Raw genomic sequence first — 20,359 nt, 5'->3', positions numbered from 1 at the left:
ACGCTGCACGCCTTCACCAACATCCAGGCGGAAGTGCAGATGCTGATCACCATGGCGGAACGCCAGTTCGAGAGCCAGATGGCGGCGGCCGTCGATCACTGGCCGATCGTCGAGGCTCTGCGCACCCGCAATCCCCAAAAGGCGATGGATGCCATTCGCGATCACATCCGCGATTCCTGGCGTCACCTGCTTGAAGCTTACGACCGGGAAAAACCCCGCTCGTCTTGATCCTATCCATGAGAAATGAGGACATAATGCCTGACAGGAAAATCATCGGCATCGACATCGGGGGAACGTTTACCGACTTCGTTTCCTACGACGCGGCGACCGGCACCATCGAAAACTGGAAGAACCTGACGACCCCCTCCGAACCGATCGAAGGCGTGCTCCAGGGGCTCGCACAGTTGGAGGATGTCGCAAGCGTCGACAAGATCCGTCTCGGCACGACGATCGCCACTAACGCGCTGCTGACGAGGCGCGGCGCAAAGGTCGCCTATGTCACGACCACCGGCTTTCGCGATGTCCCCTTCATCCAGCGCGGCGACCGCCGCAGTCACTACGACATCACCTGGATCAAGACCAAGCCGTTGATGAAGCGCGCTGACACCTATGAGATCGGCGGGCGTTTCAGCGCCAAGGGCGAGCTTGTCACGGCGCTCGATGAGGCGGCCGTGCGCGAGGTCGCCGCTACGATCAAGGCCGACGGCACGATCGAGGCGATCGCCGTCTGCACGCTGTTTTCCTATATCGACCCGAGCCACGAGCAGCGCATCCGCGACATCCTCGCGGAAGAACTGCCCGGCATGCCGATCTCGATTTCCTACGACGTGCTGCCGAAGTGGAAGGAATACGACCGCGCCTCCACCACGATTGCCGACGCGTATCTGAAGCCCATCGTCTCCGACAATTTTCACCGCATGCAGAAGCGCCTCGATAGCATCGGCATCGGCGACAGGATCGGCGTGATCAAGTCGAACGGCGGTGAATCGACGCTGAAGGGTGCCGCCGAAGCGCCGGTGCAGATGACGCTCTCCGGCCCGACCGGTGCGGTCGTCGCCACCCGTGTTCTCTCAGAACTCACCGGCATCAAGAACCTCGTTACCTTCGACATGGGTGGAACCTCGACCGATTGCTCGACCGTCGTGGACGGCATGGAGCATGTAACGACGAGCTTCGAGATCGAATGGGGCCTGCCGATCCAGATTCCGATGATCGACATCCACACGATCGGCGCCGGCGGCGGCTCCATCGCCTGGATCGACAAGGGCGGCATGTTGCGCATGGGCCCGCAATCGGCCGGTGCGGCGCCGGGGCCTGCCTGCTACGGCCGTGGCGGAGAGAATGCCACGGTGACGGACGCCAATGTCGTGCTCGGACGCATCAACCCCGACTACTTCCTCGGCGGCAAGATGAAGCTCGACGCCGAGGCGGCGCATCGCGCTGTCAAGACGATCGCCGACCAGCTCGGCCTCGAGGTCGACGCGGCTGCCTTCGCCATGGTGCAGATCGCCAACAACAACATGCTGGGCGCGCTGCGTGCCGTTCTCCTCCAGCGCGGCCTCGATCCGCGTGACTTCTCGCTCGTCGCCTCGGGCGGGGCGGGGCCGGTGCATATCTGCGACCTGATGGATATTTCCGGCATTCCGCAGGGCATCGTGCCCAACTATCCCGGCCAGTTTTCCGCCTTCGGCTTCATCATGACCGATGCGCGCGTCGACCGCCATCGAACGGTACAGCAGATCTCGAAATACTTCGATGGTGCCCGCGCCACCGTGGCAATGACGGAACTGGTGGATGGCGCCATTGCCGAGCTGGTCTCCCAGGGCTACCAGCAGAAGGTGGAGGTCTACCGGTCCATCGAGGCCCGCTACTTCGGCCAGAACCACGAGCTGGAACTGAGCTTCCCAGCCAACAACTTCACCGAGGAGACCATAGCGAGCCTCTGGGAACGCTTCCACGAGGAGCACCAGAACCGCTTCGGCTTCTCCATCCCCGGTGAGACCATCGAGACGGTCAATCTCAAGGTCGTCGCCGTTGCCGTTTCCGAAAAGCCGAAGATGCGGGAACTCGAAAAGGGCGAAGGCACGCCGGCGTCCTCCGGCAGCCGCAAGGTACGCTTCGAGGACGGCTGGCACGAGGTAAAGACCTACGACCGCGGCACGTTCAAGCAGGAGCAGACCGTCGCCGGTCCCGCCATTGTGGAGGAAAGCGCCTCCGTCACCATTTTGCAGCCGAAACAGACGCTCCGCGTCGACCGGCTCGGCAATCTGATCATTTCGGCCTGAGGAGTACCATCATGGACTTCGTTACGATGAACATTCTGGAATCCAGCATGGTCTCTCTCTGCAAGGAGATGGGGATCGTGTTGATGAAGACGTCCTATTCGACGATCTTCAACGAGGCGCTCGACTTTACCTGCGGGCTTGCCGACATGAACGGCGACATGATCGCCGTCGCCGACTATTGCCCGGCGCAGATCGGCGGCATGCCGCTGCTGGTCAAATCCTGCCTCAAGGAAATCCCGATCGACGAGATCGAGGAGGGCGACGTCATCCTGCACAACGACCCCTATCGCGGGGGCCTGCACACGCCGGAGCATACCTTCTTCAAGCCGATCTTCGTCGACGGCGAGATCATGGGCTTTGCCGTCGCCATCGGCCATATCGCCGAAGTCGGCGGCATGGCGCCCGGCGGCTTCTGTGGCGAGGCGACGGAGATCTTCCAGGAAGGCCTTCGCATCCCGCCGGTCAAGATCAAGAAGCGCGGCAAGGACAATATCGAGGTCTGGAAGCTGCTTCTCGCCAATGTGCGGACGCCGCGCGTCAACTATGGCGATCTGCGCGCCCTCATCGCCGCCGTCGACCTCGGCGAAAAGCAGATGGCGCAGATCTACCAGAAGTACGGCAAGGAGAAGATCAAGGAGACGGTCAACGACCTGTTGCTCTATTCGGAGCGCCGCATGCGCGCCGAACTGGAAGCGATCCCGGACGGCATCTATGCCTTCTCCGACACGATCGAGAGCGACGGTATCGACGCCGACCGCACCTACACAGTCGCCGTCGAGGTGCATAAGCGCGGCGGCGAGATCATCGTCGACTATCACGGTTCCTCGCCGCAGGCCTCCGGCCCGATCAACGCCACGCTCGGCGTTGCCACATCGGCGGCCTACAACGCCGTGCTGCACATGACCGACCCGACGATACCGCGCAATTCCGGCTGCTTCCGGCCGATCCGCGTCATGGCGCCGCCCGGCACCATCGTCAACGTGGACTTCCCCGCGCCGGAAGTCGGCGGCAATACCGAAACCCATCCACGCATCGTCGGCACGATCCTCGGCGCCATGGCTCCGGCGATCCCGAACCGGGTGATGGCGGCGGAGGGTGCCACCCATTGCAACTTCGTCTTCGGCGGCGTCGATGCCGACACAGGCGAGTATTTCGCCTGCTACGACCTCGAAGCGGTCGGCTGGGGCGGCCGCGCCTTTGCCGATGGCAATGACGGCGTCGACTCGATCAACGGCAATTGCCGCATCACGCCGGTCGAAGTCTACGAGACGCGCTTCCCCTGGCGCATCGAAAGCCTCGCCTTCAACGTCGATGCCGGCGGTGCCGGTGAATATCGCGGCGGGGTCGGCTACTCCAAGCAGATGCTGTGCCTCAACGACGAGATCATCTGCTCGCAGATGACCGACCGTCACCTTTTGGCCCCCTGGGGCCTGAATGGGGGCACGGAAGGCGGTCTCGGTGCGACGCTGGTCATGAAGTCCGGGCGAAGCGACTGGCAGACGATACGCGAGGCCTATGGCAAGGCCTCGACCAGCCGCTACTCCAACGTCTCCATTCGCCGCGGCGATCGTGTGCGGCTCGTCACCCCTGGCGGCGGCGGCTACGGCGAGCCCGCAAAGCGCGATCCGGCGGCTGTCGCGGAGGATGTCCGCGAGGGCTATGTCTCGAAGGCGGCCGCCCACAAACACTACGGCTATCAGGAGGCCTGAGACCATGAAGTTTTCGCTGAACGGACTTTACATCGAAAGCTACACGAAATGCGCCAATTGCGGCGTGCTGATCTACGAGGCCTCTGCCGAGGATTCCGCCCGCAGGAAGACGCATGACGGGAGCATCTATTGCTCTCAGGAATGCGTCGACTGGAAGATCGAGCGGGACGCCCGCCGCGCCAAGGCTGCAGTCTAGGCATTGATGCGCCGGCCCCGTCCGTCAGGGATGGGGCCGACCACTTCAAGCGCCGCGATAAGCGCCGCGCCATAACAAACTGTCCAAGGAGATACCCATGTCCACCAACGCTGCCTTCACGGCTCGGCGCGCTGCCGCCATTCCGGCTGGCCTGTCGAAACATCTCGACGTCTATATCGAGAAGGCGGAGAACGCCGAACTGTGGGACGTCGAAGGCAAGCGCTACATCGATTTTGCCGCCGGCATCGCCGTCAACAACACCGGCCATCGCCATCCGAAGGTGGTCGAGCGCGTGCGCAACCAGCTCGACAAGGTCACGCACACCTCGTTCCAGACCACGCCCTATGTCGACTATGTCACGGTCTGCGAGAAGCTGAACGAGCTGGTGCCGGGTGACTTCCCGAAAAAGACCTTTCTCGTCTCCACCGGCGCCGAGGCCGTGGAGAACGCCGCAAAGATTGCCCGCGCCGCAACCGGTCGCTCGGCCTTCGTCGCCTTCTCCGGTGCTTTCCATGGCCGCACGCTGATGGCGATGACGCTGACCGGCAAGACCAATCCTTACAAGGCCGGCTTCGGTCCGCTGGTGCCGGATGTCTTCCACCTGCCGTTCCCGATACCCTACCACGGCATTTCCGAGCAGGAATCCCTGACCGCGCTCGACCGCTTCTTCCGCTCCGAGGTGGATCCGACGCGCGTCGCCGGCATCTTCGTCGAACCGGTGCAGGGCGAGGGCGGTTTCTACCCGGCGCCCGTCACCTTCCTGCGCACGCTGCGCGAGATCTGCGACAGGCATGGCATCCTGCTGATCGCCGACGAGATCCAGACGGGCTTCGCCCGCACCGGAAAATTGTTCGCGATGGAACATGCCGGCGTCGCCGCCGATATCGTCGTCATGGCCAAGGGCCTTGGCGGCGGCTTCCCGATCGCCGCCGTCACCGGCCGCGCCGATGTCATGGACAAGATCCCGATGGGTGGCGTCGGCTCCACCTTTGCCGGCAATCCTCTGTCCTGCGCGGCATCGATCGCGGTGCTGGAGATCATCGAGGAAGAGAAGCTGATCGACCGCGCCAACGAGGTCGGGCGCCGGCTGAAGGCGGTCTTCGAGGGCTGGCAAGAGGGCAACGAGTTTTCCTGCATCGGCGAGGTGCGCGGCCTTGGCGCCATGGTGGCGATCGAATTCGTGCATGACCGCGAGACGCGCCAGCCTTGGCCGGAACTGGTGAAAGCCATCACGCACACCGCCGCCGAAAAGGGCCTGCTGCTGCTCTCCTGCGGCGTGCATGGCAATGTCGTGCGCGTGCTGACGCCGCTGACCATACCCTTCGATCATCTCGACGAAGGTATTGCCATCCTCAAGGACAGCCTGCGGGCGGCGCTGGAAAAGGTGGAGAGCGGACAATGACGCCCGCATTGCTTCACGACCAAGCCTTCATCGATGGCGCCTGGGCCAGCGCGGACTCGGGCGCGACCTTCGAGGTCCGCAATCCGGCGACGGGCGCGGTTCTCGCCCGTGTCGCCGATCTTGCAGCCGCCGACGTCGAGCGCGCGATCCTTGCGGCCGAGCGCGCGCACATGGACTGGCGCCAGCGCCCGGCCAAGGAACGGGCCAAGCTGCTACGCGCCTGGTTCGACCTGATCACCGCCCATACGGAAGACCTTGCCTGGCTGATCACGGCCGAGCAGGGCAAGCCGCTCTACGAGGCCCGCGGCGAGGTTGCGTTCGGAGCGTCCTTCGTTGACTGGTTTTCCGAGGAGGCCAAGCGCGTCTACGGCGACGTCATCCCATCCGCTGGCCGCGACCGGCGCTTCCTGGTGCTGAAACAGCCGATCGGCGTCTGCGCCGCCATCACACCCTGGAACTTTCCTCTGGCGATGATCACCCGCAAGGCGGCGGCAGCGCTCGCCGCCGGCTGCACCATGGTCGTCAAGCCCTCCGAGGAAACGCCGCTGACGGCGCTCGCTATAGGCGAGCTTGCCAGGCAGGCCGGCATTCCGGCCGGCGTGCTCAACATCGTGCCGTCGAAGGATGCCGCCGGTATCGGGTGCCTGCTCTGCGAGCATCCGGTGATCCGAAAACTCTCCTTCACCGGCTCGACAGTCGTCGGCAAGCTCCTGATGCGGCAGTGCGCCGATACGCTCAAAAAACTGTCGCTGGAACTCGGCGGCAATGCGCCGTTCATCGTCTTCGACGACGCCGACCTCGATCTCGCCGTCGCCGGTGCCATCGCCTCGAAATTCCGCAATTCCGGCCAGACCTGCGTCTGCACCAACCGCATCTATGTGCAGGACGGCATCCACGACGCCTTCGTGGCAAAGCTGACCGAGCAGGTTGCCAGCATGAAAGTCGGCGACGGCGCTGCGCCGGAGGTGGTGCAGGGTCCGCTCATCAACGCGAAAGCCGTGGCGAAAGTGGCAGAGCTTGTCGGCGACGCCGTTGATCGCGGCGCGCGCATCGAGACTGGCGGCAAGCCGCATGCGCTCGGCGGCACCTGGTTCGAGCCGACCGTGCTGAGCGGAATGCTGGCGCCGATGCGGCTGGCGCAGGAAGAAGCCTTCGGTCCAATCGCCCCGGTCTTTCGCTTCAAGGACGAAGCGGAAGTCATCCACCTCGCCAACGACACGCGCTACGGCCTGATGGCCTATTTCTACGCCCGTGACGTCAACCGCATCTGGCACGTCCTGGAAGAATTGCAGTTCGGCATGGTCGGCATCAACGAAGGCCTGATCTCCACCGAGCTTGCCCCCTTTGGAGGCGTCAAGGAAAGCGGCTTCGGCCGCGAAGGCTCCAAGTACGGCATCGATGAATATGTGGAGCTGAAATATGCCTGCTTCGGCGGGCTGAAGGTGGGATGAGGCATGACGACCATCTCGCGAGACAGGAGCAGGCCTTGAAAGGGACTGAGATGGGCCGGCCGCCGCGAACAAAGTAGGCTCGGCATCGCCGGTGCTATCCGAGATCAGGGACGTCGTATTCGCCACGGTTTCTCGGGGCACGGCTTGCACAGTCGCCAGCCTTTGGCCGGCGATTTCAGAACTCATTGTCCAGAGGGGCTTCCGAACCGCGATCTGTCGCCGTCGTTCTCGGCAAGCAGTAGCTGACGATCAATCTCCTCGCGTGGTATCGACATTTCACGGCGGCCGGATATCGCTGCCCCGATATCGCTGCCAAGTGCGTAGACCGGACGCCGCCGCGGAATACCAGGAAGGATAGTGCTCTTTGACAATCTTCCCCTTCACCGAAGCCACCCCGATCCAGTTCCAGCAGCCCCTGCCGAAGGGCTCGGATGTGGTGATCATCGGCGGCGGGGTCATTGGCGTGACCACGGCACTGTTCCTGGCGCGGCGGAACGTCTCGGTGACGCTGCTGGAAAAGGGACGCATCGCCGCCGAGCAATCCTCGCGCAACTGGGGCTGGATCCGGCAGCAGGGCCGCGATGCCGACGAACTGCCGATCGTCATCGAAGCGCAGCGCCTCTGGCGGCAACTGGCACAGGAATGTGGCGAGGACATAGGACTGAAGCAGACGGGCGTTACCTATCTTGCGCGAACAGACAAGGAGATGGCCGGCTTCGCGAAATTCCTGAAGATCGCCCAGGCTCATGGCGTCGACACGCGTCTCCTCGACCAGGGTGAGCTGGCAAGCCTGATCCCGGCCATGTCGCGACTGTTCAAAGGCGCAATGATCACTCCATCGGACATGCGGGCAGAACCTTGGGTCGCCGTGCCCGCGCTTGCTCGCCTGGCGGCCCGCGAAGGCGCGACGATCATCGAGAATTGCGCGGCACGTATGCTCGACATCTCCGCGGGACGCATCAGTGGCGTCTGGACCGAGAAAGGGCTCATCGCGGCCTCGAGCGTCCTCGTCGCCAGCGGCGCGTGGACGTCGCTGTTCCTGCGCGCCCACGGCATCTCGATTCCGCAGCTCAGCGTCAGGGCGACTGTCGCTGCGACAGCGCCGATGGCGGAAATCCACGCCGGTGCCGCCGCGGACGAACGCATCGCTTTCCGGCGCAGGCAGGATGGCGGGTACACGCTCGCATCGGGAGGCAGCAGCCAACTCTACATAGGGCCGGACGCATTTCGCCATGCAGGCAAATATGTCAGCGCCCTGATGGCCAATCCGTTCGGCACACGCTACCTGCCGGCCGCGCCGCGAGGCTACCCGGACGGCTGGTCGACCCCGCGCAGCTGGAACGCGGATGAAGAAAGCCCTTTCGAACGGATGCGCGTCCTCAATCCGGCTCCCGAGACGTCGGCGCTCCGCGCCATCGACGGCGGGTTCAGGGAGCTTTTCCCTCAGTTCACGACCGTACCGCTCAAGGCGAGCTGGGCGGGCATGATCGATGCGATGCCTGATGTCGTGCCCATCGTCGATCGCGCCGCTGCGTTCCCAGGCCTCGTTGTCGCGACCGGGATGAGCGGCCACGGCTTCGGCATAGGACCCGGAATGGGCCGCATCCTGTCCGATTTGATCCAGGGCAACGAGACCGGGCACAATCTCCACAGGTTCCGTCAATCCCGTTTCAGCGACGGCAGCCCGATCCGATTGGGACCATCGCTGTAAGTATTTCTGCCGCCCGCCAGCCCATCCGCTCTGGCCTTGAAGAACCGGACGAGGGCTCAGGTGCCGCATGCCCGGGCGTAGATCTCGATGCTTCGCTGGACGTGATCGATCGCGATCTCCTCGACGTCGCAGCCGCGGGCGGCCCAAGCGAGCGCCGAAGGCAGGTGCTGGAGAAACAGCGTCACCGGCACCTTGCGGCCCTTCAACGCGTCGAAGAGCCGGTCGCAGGCGGCACGGGCTTGCGGGGTCGCCCAATAATATCGGATGCGATCGGAATAGGAGTAGTGGCGCAGCGTCCGCTTGTCGGCATCGCTGCCATGATAGTGGCTTGCCCAGTTCTTGGGCGCGGCTTGCATCAGCTCTTCCATGGCCTGATAAAGCGGCCGCTGGCCATAGAAAGGCACCAGATCGGAAGCGATCAGGTCGAGCGCGTACAGCGCCTCGCGCAGTTTGAAGGTCAGCTCGGGGCCGACCTTGAGGATGGCGAAGCCATCTTCGACGAGTTCACGCAGCGGCCTCTCGCCCTGATAGTCCGTCGAATGCGCTTCGAAAATGAGCGACGGCAATGTGTTCAGAGTTGCCGCCAGATCGCTGGCCTTGGTCCGATCGTAAAAAATCACATTCTGGTTGCCGAACTCCACGCCCGGCTGCACGACAAGCCCGATGACGCGGGAAAACGCGCTTTCAAGCCCGGCGGCCTGGAATGCTTTGGCGTGAATGGCATGTGTCTGGCGAGCCGCCTCCGGACTGGTCGGGGTGATCGCATCCAAAGCGTGATCGGCGCCACCGGGAGGCGGCACCTCCGTCCCGATGATGTAGACCGGGCTTGCCCCGCCGCTCTGCGCGGCCGCCTGTTCCGCGACGCCCGCCATTCTGGCTGCGCGCTCGGCCACCGTATGGTCGTCTAGCGTCGCCGGTTCACCCGCGCAGCCCATCGATGCATCGAGATGGATCTTGCGGAAGCCGGCGCGGACATAAGCATCGACCATTGTCCCGGCCTGCGCCATCGCCTCCTCGGCGGGCCGGTCTTTCCAGGGATTGGGACCGAGATGATCCCCGCCAAGCACGATCAGCTCTGTCGGGCACTGCTCGACTGCCGCGAGCGCTTTCACCATCGCCGCGAAATCGGACGGCGTCATGCCCGTATAACCGCCCAGATGATTGACCTGGTTGCACGTCGCTTCGATCAGGACGGTGGTGCCGGTTTCCCGGCCGTGGCGCAGTGCAGCTTTGAGCACCAGGGGGTGCGCCGAGCACACCGAGGTTACCCCGATTTTCTTTCCTTCCCTGTGCAGGCCCGGCACATCTTCGATCGCCACACGCATCAGCTTCTTCTCGCCGTTCTTGCCATGAAATCTTCCAGTTCGGCCCGCGTGCCGGCTCCCTCCATGGGGCCGAGGCGTGTGACGTTGCGCGCCCCTGCCGCATTGGCGAATTCGAGCGAAGTCCGCAGCGGCATCCCCAACCGCCGGCATGCGACATAGGCTCCGCCGAAACAGTCGCCGGCGCCGGTGGGGTCCGTTTCCTCGACGATGAGGCCGGGACAATCGGCACTGGCGCCCGTGCTTTGACGGGCTGACGCGCCATGTTCGCCACGCTTCACGGCGATCTCCTTGACCCCTCGTTTGAACAGCGCCTCGATTGCGCGTTCCTCGCCATCCATGCCGGCGGCCAGGAACAATTCATTGCCCGACGGCAGCAGCAGGTCCGCTTTGTCCACCAGGCTCGCGAATTTCTCCTCGGTCTGGCCGTGCGCCAGCAATTCCTTGCGCAGGTTCGGATCGAGCGACATGGTGCCGCCGCGTGCCTTGATCAGCGGGATCGCGCGTTCGGTGATTGCCCAGGCTGCGGGGCTTGCGAACACCGTTCCCATGACGTGGATATGCCCGCAACGTGCGATCAGCGCCTCGACGTGCGGGGTCCATTCCAGTCGAGCGGCGGCGGATTTGGCGATGTTGTAGACGAAATCGCGGCTTCCGTCCGTGCGGTAGCGGACAAAGGCGCTGCCCGTCGGATAATCCGCGGAAACAGCGATGGCGGAAGTGTCTACGCCGTCTCGCTTCAGGCGCTCCATGTTGACCGCGCCGAAATCGTCGTCGCCCACCACGCCCACCATCGCGGCCGCTCCGCCCATACGCGCGCATTGATCGATGAAGATGGCGGGCGCGCCGCTCGGAAAGGGACCAATGAGGTCGATCGGTTCCCGGAAGCCGGTGCCTGTCTGCCTCGCGACGATCTCTACCAGGATTTCTCCAATCGTCACGGTTGGCCCGAGCGAGTCCGGTGCAAGCGTTTGGGGGAGGTCGTTCATCAAGCGTCCAATCCTGGGTGTGGTGTCGTTTGCGGTTTCACGACGCCGAGGCGTCTGGACCGGAAACCGCGTCCTTGTTGAGCATCTGGTTGTCGAGCGACATGAAGCGTTGATGCATCATGCAAGCGGCTCCGAAGGCAGCTCCATAGATGGCGCTCTCGTTGAAAACGATCTCGGGGATAGGAAAGGTCGCGGCCTGGAGCTCGCGGATATGCGCGTCGACCCGTGCGGCGACCAATGGATACAATTCCGCGACGGACCCGCCCAGCACGATGCGGTTCGGGTCGATCAGCCGCGAGATCTGCACGACTGCAAATGCGAACAAGACAGCCCATTCTTCGGCGAGCTGCACCGCTTGAGGAACACGATCGCGGACGTCACGCAGGAACAAGTCCAAGTCGGCGTCCGGCCTGTACTGGCGATAGGATGACAGGATGCGGTCGCGCCCGAAGGCCTGCTCCAGATTCCGGTATGTCGGGTTCCGTGTCTTGAGGTGGCCGACTTCTCCGGCCAGGCCATTGCCGCCGCGGAACAACTTGCCGTCGATCACAATTCCGCCACCGACACCGTTCTCGATGACCATGAAGAAGGTGACGCCGCTCGCCGCTTCCGGCTGGCTGTATGTGATGCCGATGCCGAATGCGTTGCCGTCATTTTCCGCGGATACCGGGATCTCGGCCGGAAGAAGGCTGCGGGCAAGGCCTGTGAGATCGACATTGCGCCACCCCAGGATCGGTGCGACGTGGATGAAACCATCCTGGTTCATTTGTCCGGGCACCGCGATGCCGATGCCCTGACATCGCGCCAGGCTATCCTTCCGCATCTCGAGAAACACCTGTTCGATCGCCATGTGGACCGCGGCCTCCGGATCGCTGTCATGTCCTTCGAAGCGCGTCATGGCGCTGCGAACGATCTTGCCCGCGAGATCGATCTCGACGCATGTCATATGTTCGACACCGATCTCTATGCCGGCGAAGAAAACGGCTTCAGGCACGATTTCCACGAGGATACCCGGTCTTCCGGCCCTGGGCTGGCCCGCCGGATTCGCGACATCGTTCTCCGCGACTTCGCGAACGAGTCCGGCCTCGACCAACTCCAGGACGATATTGCCGGCGGACGAGCGGTTGACCCCCATATGCCTGGCGAGATCGGCCCGGCTCAAAGGGCCGAAGCGGTGGAGCGCGTTCAGCGTCGCTACCGAATTGCTCTGGCGGATCCTGCGAGGCGAGCTGCTGGCGAAGGTTACATGGTTCATGGCGGACTCCGCATGTTCGTTCCCAGCCTATACTTCACCCGAGCTTGTTTTTCCTCCGGCAACGCAAAGTCCTCAAAAGAATGAACCGCCTGATGTCGGAAGCAAGCAATTCCCGCTGCGCCGGACGCGAAGGAGAATGCCGCGAGCGAGCGGCATCCTCCTGTTGGAGCGTCAATTGCCGACAAGCACCTTGTCGACATTCTCGGAGGTCACCGCCAGCCACGGCACGTGGTAATGCTGGTCCTTGCCGTCGTTCCAGGCGAGCTTGCCGCCGTTTACGTCCCAGACAGCCGCGCGCGGCTTGTAGCTGTCGCCGACGATCTTGTGCAGCGCGAGGTCGATCGCCCCTTGCGCCTGTCCGTTGGCATCCTGGAGGATGGACATCGACTGTTCGCCACGCTTAACGGCTTCAAGCGCGTCCTTGATGCCGTCCACGCCGGCGACCGGAACCGTCTTGGGATCCAGGCCGTGGTTGCGGATGCCCTCGATGGCGCCGACGGCCATCTCGTCGTTTTCGGCCAGGACGCCCTGGATCGCATCGCCATGCGAGGTCAGGAAATTCTCCATCAGCGTGATGGCCTCGGCGCGTGACCAGTTGGCGGTGTTCTGCTCCAGGATGGTCACTCCGGGATTTTCCTTCAGCACCTTCTGGATCCCTTCAAGCCGCTGTACTTGGGCCGACTGGCCCAGCATCCCTTCCAGGATCACGACCTTGGCCTGTGGGCCGGCCTTGTCGATCACCGCCTTGGCCAGCATTTCGCCGGCCTCGACATCGTTGGAATTGATGTAGGCGTCGTAGAGTGCGGTGTTGGAAACCATCGTGTTGGAGCCGAACACCGGGATGCCGGCTGCCTTCGCGCGCTCGATCGGTTCATTGCCGGCGTCGATGTCGACCGGGATGAAGATGATCGCGTCATATTTTTCGGTGATGGCTGTGTCGAACAAGTTCGACTGCGTCAGCACGTCCTGGCGACCGTCGAGAACTGTCAGCGTGGCGGTACCGTCCGCAAGCGCGGGGTGCGCCTTGGCGGCATCGGCCCACAGAACATTGTACTCGGTGTTGAGGCTCTGGACGATCGCCGCGATTTTCAGCGTCTTGGCGTCGGCCGAACTCCCCCCGAACACCATGCCTGCAAGGGCAAGGCCGGCCGCTGCTCCCATCAGGAAGCGTCTTGTCGTTTTCATGTGCATTTCCTCCATGTTGCGTGCGGCCGCGCCGCTTGCGCCTGTTACTCTCTCCCGGCTCGGGAGCGGTCGATCAGCACCGCGAGGACGATGATCGAACCCTTGATGATCTGCTGGTAGTATGAGGACACCCCCATCAGATCGAGACCGTTGCTGATCATGCCGATGATCAGCACGCCCACCAGCGTGTAGCCGATGCGGCCGATACCTCCGGTGAGGCTTGTTCCGCCGATGACCACCGCCGCGATGGCATCCAGTTCGTAGCCGATGCCCGCCTGTGGCAGGGCGGACGTGGTGCGGGCCGTCAGCATGACACCCGCGAGACCGGCCAGCGCGCCCATGATGACGTAAACCGAAAAGATGATGCCGGTGGTGTTGATGCCGCTCGTCTTTGCGCTGCGCGGATTTCCGCCCACCGCATAGACCCGTCTTCCGTAAATGGAGTAGCGCAGGACGATCGCCGCGACAGCGAAGACGACGGCGAAAATGATCACCGGTACCGGTATGCCGAGCACGAGACCCTGGCCGAGCCAGCGGAATTCGAGGCTGAGATTGGGAATCGGGCGGCCGCCGCTGTAAAGCAGCGTCGCGCCGCGCGCCACGCTCAGCATTCCGAGCGTGGCGACGAAGGCCGGCACCTTGAAGTAGGCGATCAGCCCGCCATTGACGGCGCCGCAAAGCGCGCCCACGGCGACGCCGGCCGCGACTGCTAGGAGCGGATTGAACGCATCCGCGCCGGTGACCAGGCTGGCCGCCACGGCGCCGGCCAGTGCCAGGAGCGAACCGATGGAGAGATCGATGCCGGCCGTCAGGATCACGAAGGTCATGCCGACAGCCAGCACACCGTTCATGGAGACCTGCCGCAGAACGTTCAGCAGATTGTTGGTGGACAGGAAGTTCGGCGACGCCAGCGACAACACGACGAACAGGAGGATAAACGAGATGACGATGCCATAACGGGCGATGAACTTTCCCAGGCTCATGCCGCTCATGCTTTGACTGGCGGATACCATTGGATTCTTCTCCACGAAATGGATCGTCTGGCTAGGAAGCCAGATGAACGAGGGTTTCCTGGGTGGCCTCGGGTCCGGCGACCTCGCCTGCGATGCGGCCCCGGCGAAAAACGACGATGCGATCCGCATTGGCGAGGATTTCGGGCACCTCGGACGAGATCATCAGCACGGCGTTTCCCGCCTTCACGAAATTGCCGAGGAAGGCATAGATCTCGCGCTTGGCGCCTTCGTCGACGCCGCGTGTCGGCTCGTCGCAGATCAGGATCCTGGGGTTGGTATCGACACAGCGCGCAAGGACAACCTTCTGCTGGTTGCCGCCGCTCAGGGATTGGACGGGCAGGTCCGGCGACGCCGTCTTGATGGAGAAGCGCTTGATGTGCTCGACCACGCTCCTGGCTTCCGCCGATCCGTTCATGAAGCCCTTGCGCGCATAATGCGGCAGGTTGGCCACGGTGATGTTGTGGGCGACCGACGCGGTCAGCGACAGGCCCGTCTGCTTGCGGTCCTCCGTAACCAGCGAAATGCCGGCGCCGATGGAATCGGCGGGCGTCTTGAGATCGATGGGCTTGCCCTCGATCAGCACCTGGCCGGAATCCCGCGGCTCGTTTCCGTAGAGCGCATTCACGAACTCGCTGCGACCGGAGCCGAGAAGCCCGTATATGCCGACGATCTCTCCCGCATGAACGGTCATGTCGATGTCGGCGAACTTTCCCTTCGATGCAAAGCCGCGGGCTTCGAGCAAGGGTTTCTGCGGGCCGGTATCCTTCGGTTCGCGATGATGGTCCAACAGGTCGCGGCCGACGATCGACCGGATCAGGCCCTTGCGGTCGATTTCGGAAATCGATCCGCCGCCTACGAAACGGCCGTCGCGGAAGACCGTATAATCGTCGGCGATCTCGAAGATCTCGGTCAGGCGGTGCGAGACATAAATGATGCCTACGCCCTCCGCGGTCAGAGTGCGGATCGCGTCGAACAGCATCTGCGCCTCGCGCTCGCCAATGGCCGAGGTAGGCTCGTCCATGATCAGGATGTCGCTGCGGCGGCTGATTGCCTTGGTGATCTCGACGAGTTGGGCCTGCGCGATCGAAAGATCGCGCAGCCGCGCACCAGCGGGGATGTTGAATTTCAACCGCGCCAGGATCGCCTCCGCGTCGCTCAGCATGCACTTGTCGTCGACGAAGAAGCGGCCGCGCCGCTGTTCGCGGCCGAGATAGAGGTTCTCGGCGACGGTCATGTCCAGGAAGGGGCTAAGCTCCTGGGTGATGATGGCGATACCGGCATCGAGCGCCTCGGCGGGGGAGGAGAAATTCACCTCCCGGCCTTTCACCGTGACGGATCCGGCGTCGCGCCGCAGCATCCCCATCAACACGCCGAGGAAGGTCGACTTGCCGGCACCGTTGCCACCGCACAAGGCATTGACCGTCCCGGCGCGCAACCGAATCCGCCCGTCGACCAGGGCGGGAACGCCTGCAAAGCTCTTCGCGACATTTTCGGCGCTGAGGAGAAGCGGCGCGGTGGCGCCGTTCTCGTTGGTGATAGCTTCGTTCTGCGTCATCTTCCCGTCCTCCTCGGGATGAGATGGCGCGGGCGCTTGTCGGCCCGCAGCCCTTTCGTCTTCAGGCAGCCTTGTTGATCTCGGCCCGGCGCACGGCTTCTTCCCAACGGCTTTCGATGAAAGCCTTGGCATGCGCGGCGAGCGGATTGTTGTCGGTCCAGGTGTCGCGCCAGATGCCGCACACACGCGACAGGGCTTCATCGACGATGGCGCTGGAGAAGCTCTCGAAGGTGACGTCGCGATTGTGGAAGCCAATGTCCACCAGCGCGGAAAAGATGCTCGCGAAATCGATCGTACCGGTGCCGAGATAGCCGCGGTAGTTCTCGTTGAAGTGGAAATAACCGAGCTTGTCCCCAGCCAGACGGATCGCCTCGGCCTGGCTCGCCTCCTCGATGTTCATGTGGAACGTGTCGAGATGCAGGAAGACGTCGTCGCGGCCGGTGTCCTTGATGAACTTCAGGCCTTGCGCGGTCGTGTTCAAGAGGTTGGACTCGAAGCGGTTCACCACTTCCAGAACGATCTGCACGCCGCTATCCCTGGCCACCTCGGCGGTCGCGGCGATGGCGTCGGCGCTGTTCATCCAGCCGGTTCGCGTGGGCAGCCCGTCATACTTGCCGTGCATCGAATAGAGAATGCCGCCCAATCGGATGCCGCCGATGTCGCGGACCGCCTTGACCGCGTCGGACAAGAGCGCCTTTCCCTTGGTGACCACGGCCTTGTCCTCGCTCGAGACGTCCGCATCCGCCGACAGGCCCATGGTGACCACGATCTCGATGTCCAGTTCCTTGGCTTGCTTCGCCAGGCGGTCGAGGTCGAATTTCTCGGGCCGGAGATAAGCGAACTCGATCAACCGATAACCATGCTCCGCCGACTTGGCGAGCGCCATTTCCAGGCCCTCCTGGGTCAGGCCGTTTGTCCAGACAAATGAATGGATACCAAGACGCCGCATTCAGATCCTCCGATAATCAGGTTTGCATGTTAAAGATACAAACTTGATCCTGAATGCCTAAAATTCAGCTTCGGCGCAAGAGGAATTCTGGCATTGGTCGGCGCGAGCCAATCATGCCGGATTAAAAAAATGCTGGAAAACAAATGGTTGAGAGGCATCATGGAGATGCGAGAAAATTTTCTCTGACCTATGCGAGAAACGGGATATGCAGCTTTTGACAACAAATATCCCGTCACTTGCGCAGACCGAGCGGCATGGACCGCTCGCTCGGCGAGACGCAAGGCGAATGCGGAACGAGCGGAACCCGGTCCAACCTTCGTCAGTTCCTGCCAAGGCATTCGCTTGGGACCAGCCGGCGGACGCCCGATCCTCCGGCTTGCCCAAGCGCGCACCCGGACGCGGCGACGCGCAAACCCTCAGCCGGGAAACAGGTCCAGGATCGACGACAGACGGTTGGCACTGAGATCGATGTCGCTGAGCGGGCCGCCGCTGGGGAGATAGCCAACCACGAACAGACCGGCGGCCCGTGCGGCCTTGGTGCCGGTGCGGCTGTCTTCCACAGCGACGACGGATCCCGGAGCTATGGCGAGCTGCCGGCAGGCCTCGCGATAGGGCGTTGGGTCGGGTTTGCCGACCGAAACGTCGTCGAGGCTGATTGTGAGCCTCATATGGTCGAGCACGCCGAGCGCATCGAGATTGGCATTGACGACTTGCCGGCCGGAATTTGACACGCAGACCTGCGGGACGCCGCGGTCAGCCAGGGTCCGGATCGTCTCGACCGCCTCGGGGATCGGGATGGCGTCCGCCCGGTTGGCGACGTAGTGGGCATTGATGGCGGCGAGCCACTCCGCCTGGTCAAGCCCGACTGGGAGGCGCGGACGCAGCATTGTCCAGACGTCGCCCATATGGATGCCGCGAAAGGCCTGGTCGGGCAGGTCGTCAAGATCGACGTTCCAGTTGCGGCAGCCGGCGAGGAGAGATTGATGATGCAACGGCTCGCTGTCGATCAGCGTTCCGTCGATGTCCCAGGCGACGGCGCGATACATCACGATGGCGATCCAGCTTTGGTCGCGCCAGGAGCCGATAGGCGTGTATAGAGATCGCGATAGCGGCGGTAACCGTCGCGGTAGATGTCGGCCTTGCGCGGGTCGGGATCGAGCCGGTCGGCGAAGCTGACGAAACCGGAAACGCCCGACCAGTCGTCGGTCAGGCCGGTGCCGATCGCCGCCGTCCAGGCAGCGCCGATGCAGGAGCCGGGGTGCCCGGTCAGGCGTTGGACCGGCTTTTGCAAGACATCCGCGACAATCTGCATCCAGACCTTGCTGCTTGAGCCGCCGTCGGAGGCGAGATAGCGCTCGGTCCGATGGCCCATGTCGTTGAGCACCTCGACATGATGCGCGATGGCAAAGGCATAGGCCTCGAGCAAAGCGCGCCAGACATGGCCGATATCGTGCGAAAGCGTCAGGCCGTCGATCACGCCGCGGGCCGCTGGATCATGGATCGGCGTCTTCTCGCCAAGGAAATAGGGCAGGATGATGAGGCCGTCGGCACCGGCGGGACGCTCTGCCGCCAGTGCATCGAGCCGCTGGTGTACGGAAATACCCTCGGCCTGTGCCGCGGCCATCTCGCCGCCGGCGAAATTGCGTACGAACCAGTTGAGGGCGGAGCCGCCTGTCGACATGCAGCCATTGGGCATGAACAGGCTCGGCACCAGGTGATAATCGAGATACATGCGCGGATCGGGCTTGATCTGATCGGTAGCGATCAGGATATCGACCGAGCCGCCGAATTTCAGGAGGACATCGCCCGGCTTGGCGACGCCGGCGCCAAGCGCGGAGGCGATCATGTCGGCTGCACCGCCGACGACCGGTGTCCCCGCCATCAGGCCGGTCTCATCGGCGGCCTTCGCCGAGACGGAACCGAGGATCTCATGCGAGGCGATCTTTCGTGGCACGGCCGAGCGCGGTATGTGCGCGAGCGCCACCAGATCGTCGTCGATCCGGTGCGTCGAAACATCGACGAAGCCGGCCTCCAGCGCCCAGTTCTGCTCGACCGCACGTTCGCCGGTGAGGCGCCAGTTGATATAATCGTAGGAGCCGAAAACGGTGGCGATGCGGCTGAACACCTCCGGCTCGTGACGCTCAATCCAGCGCAGCTTTGCGGTGACGAGCTGTTGGTTGATGCCGTTGCCGGCCTTGGCGATGAAAGCCGTCTCATCGCATTCGGTCCGCAGTTCGGCCACTTCGGCGCCACAGCGGCCGTCGCTCTGCTGGATGCTCGGCCGCAGCACTTCGCCCTTCTCGTTCAGAAGAACGACCGCCGGCAGCATGCCGGTGGTGCCGACCGCCACGATTTCCTCGGCCTTGATGCCGCTGGTCCTGAGCAACTCCTGCACGATGCCGCGGACATTGGTCCACCATTGCGCGGGATCTTCCTCGGCCCAGCCCGCATGCTCGGAATGCAGCGTGACGGGGCGCGAGGCGAGGCCCAGCACCTGATCGGGAAGCCGGATCAGGATGCCGATCGTCGAGGTGGTGCCGATATCGAGACCGAGAACGAACGCCATGTCGAATCCATTGAAATGCTGGGAAGGGCAGGCGGGCGAAACCTGTCTGCCTCGTTGTGTCGCACTGCTCGATACCAGTCGATCATTCCGGACGCCGGCCTGCAACGATCGATATGATCACCGCGAGCCGGCGCGATGGCCGGCATCGCCGTGGAAGCCGTCCTCAGCGCAAAGTGGCGACAACATCCATGAAGCGCTTGACCCGATCGCCGTCGACGGCGTTCCAGGTATTGCCACCGATCTTGAAATGGGTCCCGATCACGACGCCGCTCGCCAGCGAAAGGACGTCGCGGACATTGTCGATGTTCACGCCGGTGTTGGCGAAGACCGGCACGTCCTTGATCGTCTCGCAGACGCTGCGCAGGTGGGACTGGTCGGCCGGCTGGCCGGTGATCGGACCGGAGACGAGGATCGCGTCTGCCATCGACGAGAACACCGCGCTCTTGGCACGCAATTCAATCGGGCGCTGGTCGAGCGAGTGTGCGAACTCGGCATTGATGTTGAAGAGAAGCTTCATGTCGTCGCGACCAAGATTGTGCCGCAGGCGCGAGGCGGCGGCGCAATCGGGCTCCCACAAGCCCATATCGGAAGCGAACAGGCCGGTGAAGATCTCGCGGACGAAACGGGCTCCGGTGGCAGCTCCGATCGCGACGCTGGCAGTCGGATCCCAGAGATAGTTGACGCCAAACGGCACTCTCAGCTCGGGCTTCACCGCCTGGACGATGGCAGTCATGGCGGCAATGCCCTCGGGCGGCGCCTTGAAGACATAGG

At 63.4% G+C, this 20,359-nt stretch carries 17 protein-coding genes; 7 read left to right on the top strand and 10 right to left on the bottom strand.

Annotated elements, in window-relative coordinates:
* The 7 genes from EN955_RS25690 to EN955_RS25660 all read left to right on the top strand — a co-directional run.
* A partial coding sequence (locus EN955_RS25690) for an FCD domain-containing protein (protein ID WP_127223476.1) occupies positions 1 to 228 on the top strand: 228 nt, incomplete at its 5' end.
* 26 nt (positions 229 to 254) lie between these two features.
* Positions 255 to 2,285 (top strand): hydantoinase/oxoprolinase family protein, encoded by a 2,031-nt coding sequence (locus tag EN955_RS25685; protein WP_024502246.1) that lies wholly within the window; start codon positions 255 to 257, stop codon positions 2,283 to 2,285.
* An 11-nt stretch (positions 2,286 to 2,296) separates the two neighbouring features.
* Positions 2,297 to 3,994: a hydantoinase B/oxoprolinase family protein gene (locus tag EN955_RS25680; protein WP_032898839.1), complete on the top strand. Its 1,698-nt coding sequence runs from the start codon at positions 2,297 to 2,299 to the stop codon at positions 3,992 to 3,994.
* A gap of 4 nt (positions 3,995 to 3,998) precedes the next feature.
* Positions 3,999 to 4,190: a hypothetical protein gene (locus EN955_RS25675; RefSeq protein ID WP_024502248.1), complete on the top strand. Its 192-nt coding sequence runs from the start codon at positions 3,999 to 4,001 to the stop codon at positions 4,188 to 4,190.
* 97 nt (positions 4,191 to 4,287) lie between these two features.
* The gene (gabT, locus tag EN955_RS25670) at positions 4,288 to 5,592 is read left to right on the top strand and encodes a 4-aminobutyrate--2-oxoglutarate transaminase (protein WP_024502249.1); all 1,305 of its coding nucleotides are present in this window, start codon (positions 4,288 to 4,290) and stop codon (positions 5,590 to 5,592) included.
* Positions 5,589 to 7,043 (top strand): NAD-dependent succinate-semialdehyde dehydrogenase, encoded by a 1,455-nt coding sequence (locus tag EN955_RS25665; RefSeq protein ID WP_024502250.1) that lies wholly within the window; start codon positions 5,589 to 5,591, stop codon positions 7,041 to 7,043. The genes gabT and EN955_RS25665 overlap by 4 nt, the downstream gene beginning before the upstream one ends.
* A gap of 364 nt (positions 7,044 to 7,407) precedes the next feature.
* Complete coding sequence (locus EN955_RS25660) at positions 7,408 to 8,754, top strand: FAD-binding oxidoreductase (protein WP_024502251.1); 1,347 nt, start codon at positions 7,408 to 7,410, stop codon at positions 8,752 to 8,754.
* Positions 8,755 to 8,810: 56 nt separating this feature from the next.
* Here EN955_RS25660 and EN955_RS25655 read toward each other — a convergent pair whose 3' ends face one another.
* The 10 genes from EN955_RS25655 to EN955_RS25610 all read right to left on the bottom strand — a co-directional run.
* Positions 8,811 to 10,079, bottom strand: coding sequence for a D-tagatose-bisphosphate aldolase, class II, non-catalytic subunit (locus EN955_RS25655; protein WP_032898842.1), 1,269 nt, complete (start codon positions 10,077 to 10,079; stop codon positions 8,811 to 8,813).
* Positions 10,079 to 11,065, bottom strand: a complete 987-nt coding sequence (locus EN955_RS25650) for a sugar kinase (RefSeq protein WP_024502253.1) — start codon at positions 11,063 to 11,065, stop codon at positions 10,079 to 10,081. Before EN955_RS25650 ends, EN955_RS25655 begins: the two co-directional genes overlap by 1 nt.
* A gap of 37 nt (positions 11,066 to 11,102) precedes the next feature.
* Positions 11,103 to 12,320, bottom strand: a complete 1,218-nt coding sequence (locus EN955_RS25645) for an ROK family transcriptional regulator (protein WP_024502254.1) — start codon at positions 12,318 to 12,320, stop codon at positions 11,103 to 11,105.
* Positions 12,321 to 12,491: 171 nt separating this feature from the next.
* Positions 12,492 to 13,505: a substrate-binding domain-containing protein gene (locus tag EN955_RS25640; RefSeq protein ID WP_024502255.1), complete on the bottom strand. Its 1,014-nt coding sequence runs from the start codon at positions 13,503 to 13,505 to the stop codon at positions 12,492 to 12,494.
* A 44-nt stretch (positions 13,506 to 13,549) separates the two neighbouring features.
* Complete coding sequence (locus tag EN955_RS25635; RefSeq protein ID WP_032898845.1) at positions 13,550 to 14,518, bottom strand: ABC transporter permease; 969 nt, start codon at positions 14,516 to 14,518, stop codon at positions 13,550 to 13,552.
* Between the two features lie 31 nt (positions 14,519 to 14,549).
* Entirely contained in the window at positions 14,550 to 16,073 is a 1,524-nt protein-coding gene (locus EN955_RS25630; RefSeq protein ID WP_024502257.1) for a sugar ABC transporter ATP-binding protein, read from the bottom strand.
* Positions 16,074 to 16,134: 61 nt separating this feature from the next.
* Positions 16,135 to 17,022, bottom strand: a complete 888-nt coding sequence (locus tag EN955_RS25625) for a sugar phosphate isomerase/epimerase family protein (RefSeq protein ID WP_024502258.1) — start codon at positions 17,020 to 17,022, stop codon at positions 16,135 to 16,137.
* A gap of 416 nt (positions 17,023 to 17,438) precedes the next feature.
* Positions 17,439 to 18,068: an HAD family phosphatase gene (locus EN955_RS25620; RefSeq protein WP_032898848.1), complete on the bottom strand. Its 630-nt coding sequence runs from the start codon at positions 18,066 to 18,068 to the stop codon at positions 17,439 to 17,441.
* Positions 18,068 to 19,588, bottom strand: coding sequence for an FGGY-family carbohydrate kinase (locus EN955_RS25615; RefSeq protein ID WP_024502260.1), 1,521 nt, complete (start codon positions 19,586 to 19,588; stop codon positions 18,068 to 18,070). The genes EN955_RS25620 and EN955_RS25615 overlap by 1 nt, the downstream gene beginning before the upstream one ends.
* 163 nt (positions 19,589 to 19,751) lie before the next feature.
* Positions 19,752 to 20,359 (bottom strand): BtpA/SgcQ family protein (locus EN955_RS25610; RefSeq protein ID WP_127223475.1); only part of this gene is annotated, 608 nt, incomplete at its 5' end.

This window comes from Mesorhizobium sp. M7A.F.Ca.CA.001.04.2.1, assembly GCF_003998485.1.
GTDB classification, from domain to species: Bacteria; Pseudomonadota; Alphaproteobacteria; order Rhizobiales; family Rhizobiaceae; genus Mesorhizobium; species Mesorhizobium ciceri.
Note: the sequence above shows the minus strand (reverse complement) of the source record. Positions and strands in the feature narration are given on the sequence as shown.

Excerpts from the sequence above, each read along its gene's own strand:
- EN955_RS25685 (WP_024502246.1), top strand. The coding sequence starts at position 255 with ATGCCTGACAGGAAAATCATCGGCATCGACATCGGGGGAACGTTTACC.
- EN955_RS25680 (WP_032898839.1), top strand. The coding sequence starts at position 2,297 with ATGGACTTCGTTACGATGAACATTCTGGAATCCAGCATGGTCTCTCTC.
- EN955_RS25675 (WP_024502248.1), top strand. The coding sequence starts at position 3,999 with ATGAAGTTTTCGCTGAACGGACTTTACATCGAAAGCTACACGAAATGC.
- gabT (WP_024502249.1), top strand. The coding sequence starts at position 4,288 with ATGTCCACCAACGCTGCCTTCACGGCTCGGCGCGCTGCCGCCATTCCG.
- EN955_RS25665 (WP_024502250.1), top strand. The coding sequence starts at position 5,589 with ATGACGCCCGCATTGCTTCACGACCAAGCCTTCATCGATGGCGCCTGG.
- EN955_RS25655 (WP_032898842.1), bottom strand. The coding sequence starts at position 10,079 with ATGCGTGTGGCGATCGAAGATGTGCCGGGCCTGCACAGGGAAGGAAAG.
- EN955_RS25650 (WP_024502253.1), bottom strand. The coding sequence starts at position 11,065 with ATGAACGACCTCCCCCAAACGCTTGCACCGGACTCGCTCGGGCCAACC.
- EN955_RS25645 (WP_024502254.1), bottom strand. The coding sequence starts at position 12,320 with ATGAACCATGTAACCTTCGCCAGCAGCTCGCCTCGCAGGATCCGCCAG.
- EN955_RS25640 (WP_024502255.1), bottom strand. The coding sequence starts at position 13,505 with ATGAAAACGACAAGACGCTTCCTGATGGGAGCAGCGGCCGGCCTTGCC.
- EN955_RS25635 (WP_032898845.1), bottom strand. The coding sequence starts at position 14,518 with ATGGTATCCGCCAGTCAAAGCATGAGCGGCATGAGCCTGGGAAAGTTC.
- EN955_RS25630 (WP_024502257.1), bottom strand. The coding sequence starts at position 16,073 with ATGACGCAGAACGAAGCTATCACCAACGAGAACGGCGCCACCGCGCCG.
- EN955_RS25625 (WP_024502258.1), bottom strand. The coding sequence starts at position 17,022 with ATGCGGCGTCTTGGTATCCATTCATTTGTCTGGACAAACGGCCTGACC.
- EN955_RS25620 (WP_032898848.1), bottom strand. The coding sequence starts at position 18,068 with ATGTATCGCGCCGTCGCCTGGGACATCGACGGAACGCTGATCGACAGC.
- EN955_RS25615 (WP_024502260.1), bottom strand. The coding sequence starts at position 19,588 with ATGGCGTTCGTTCTCGGTCTCGATATCGGCACCACCTCGACGATCGGC.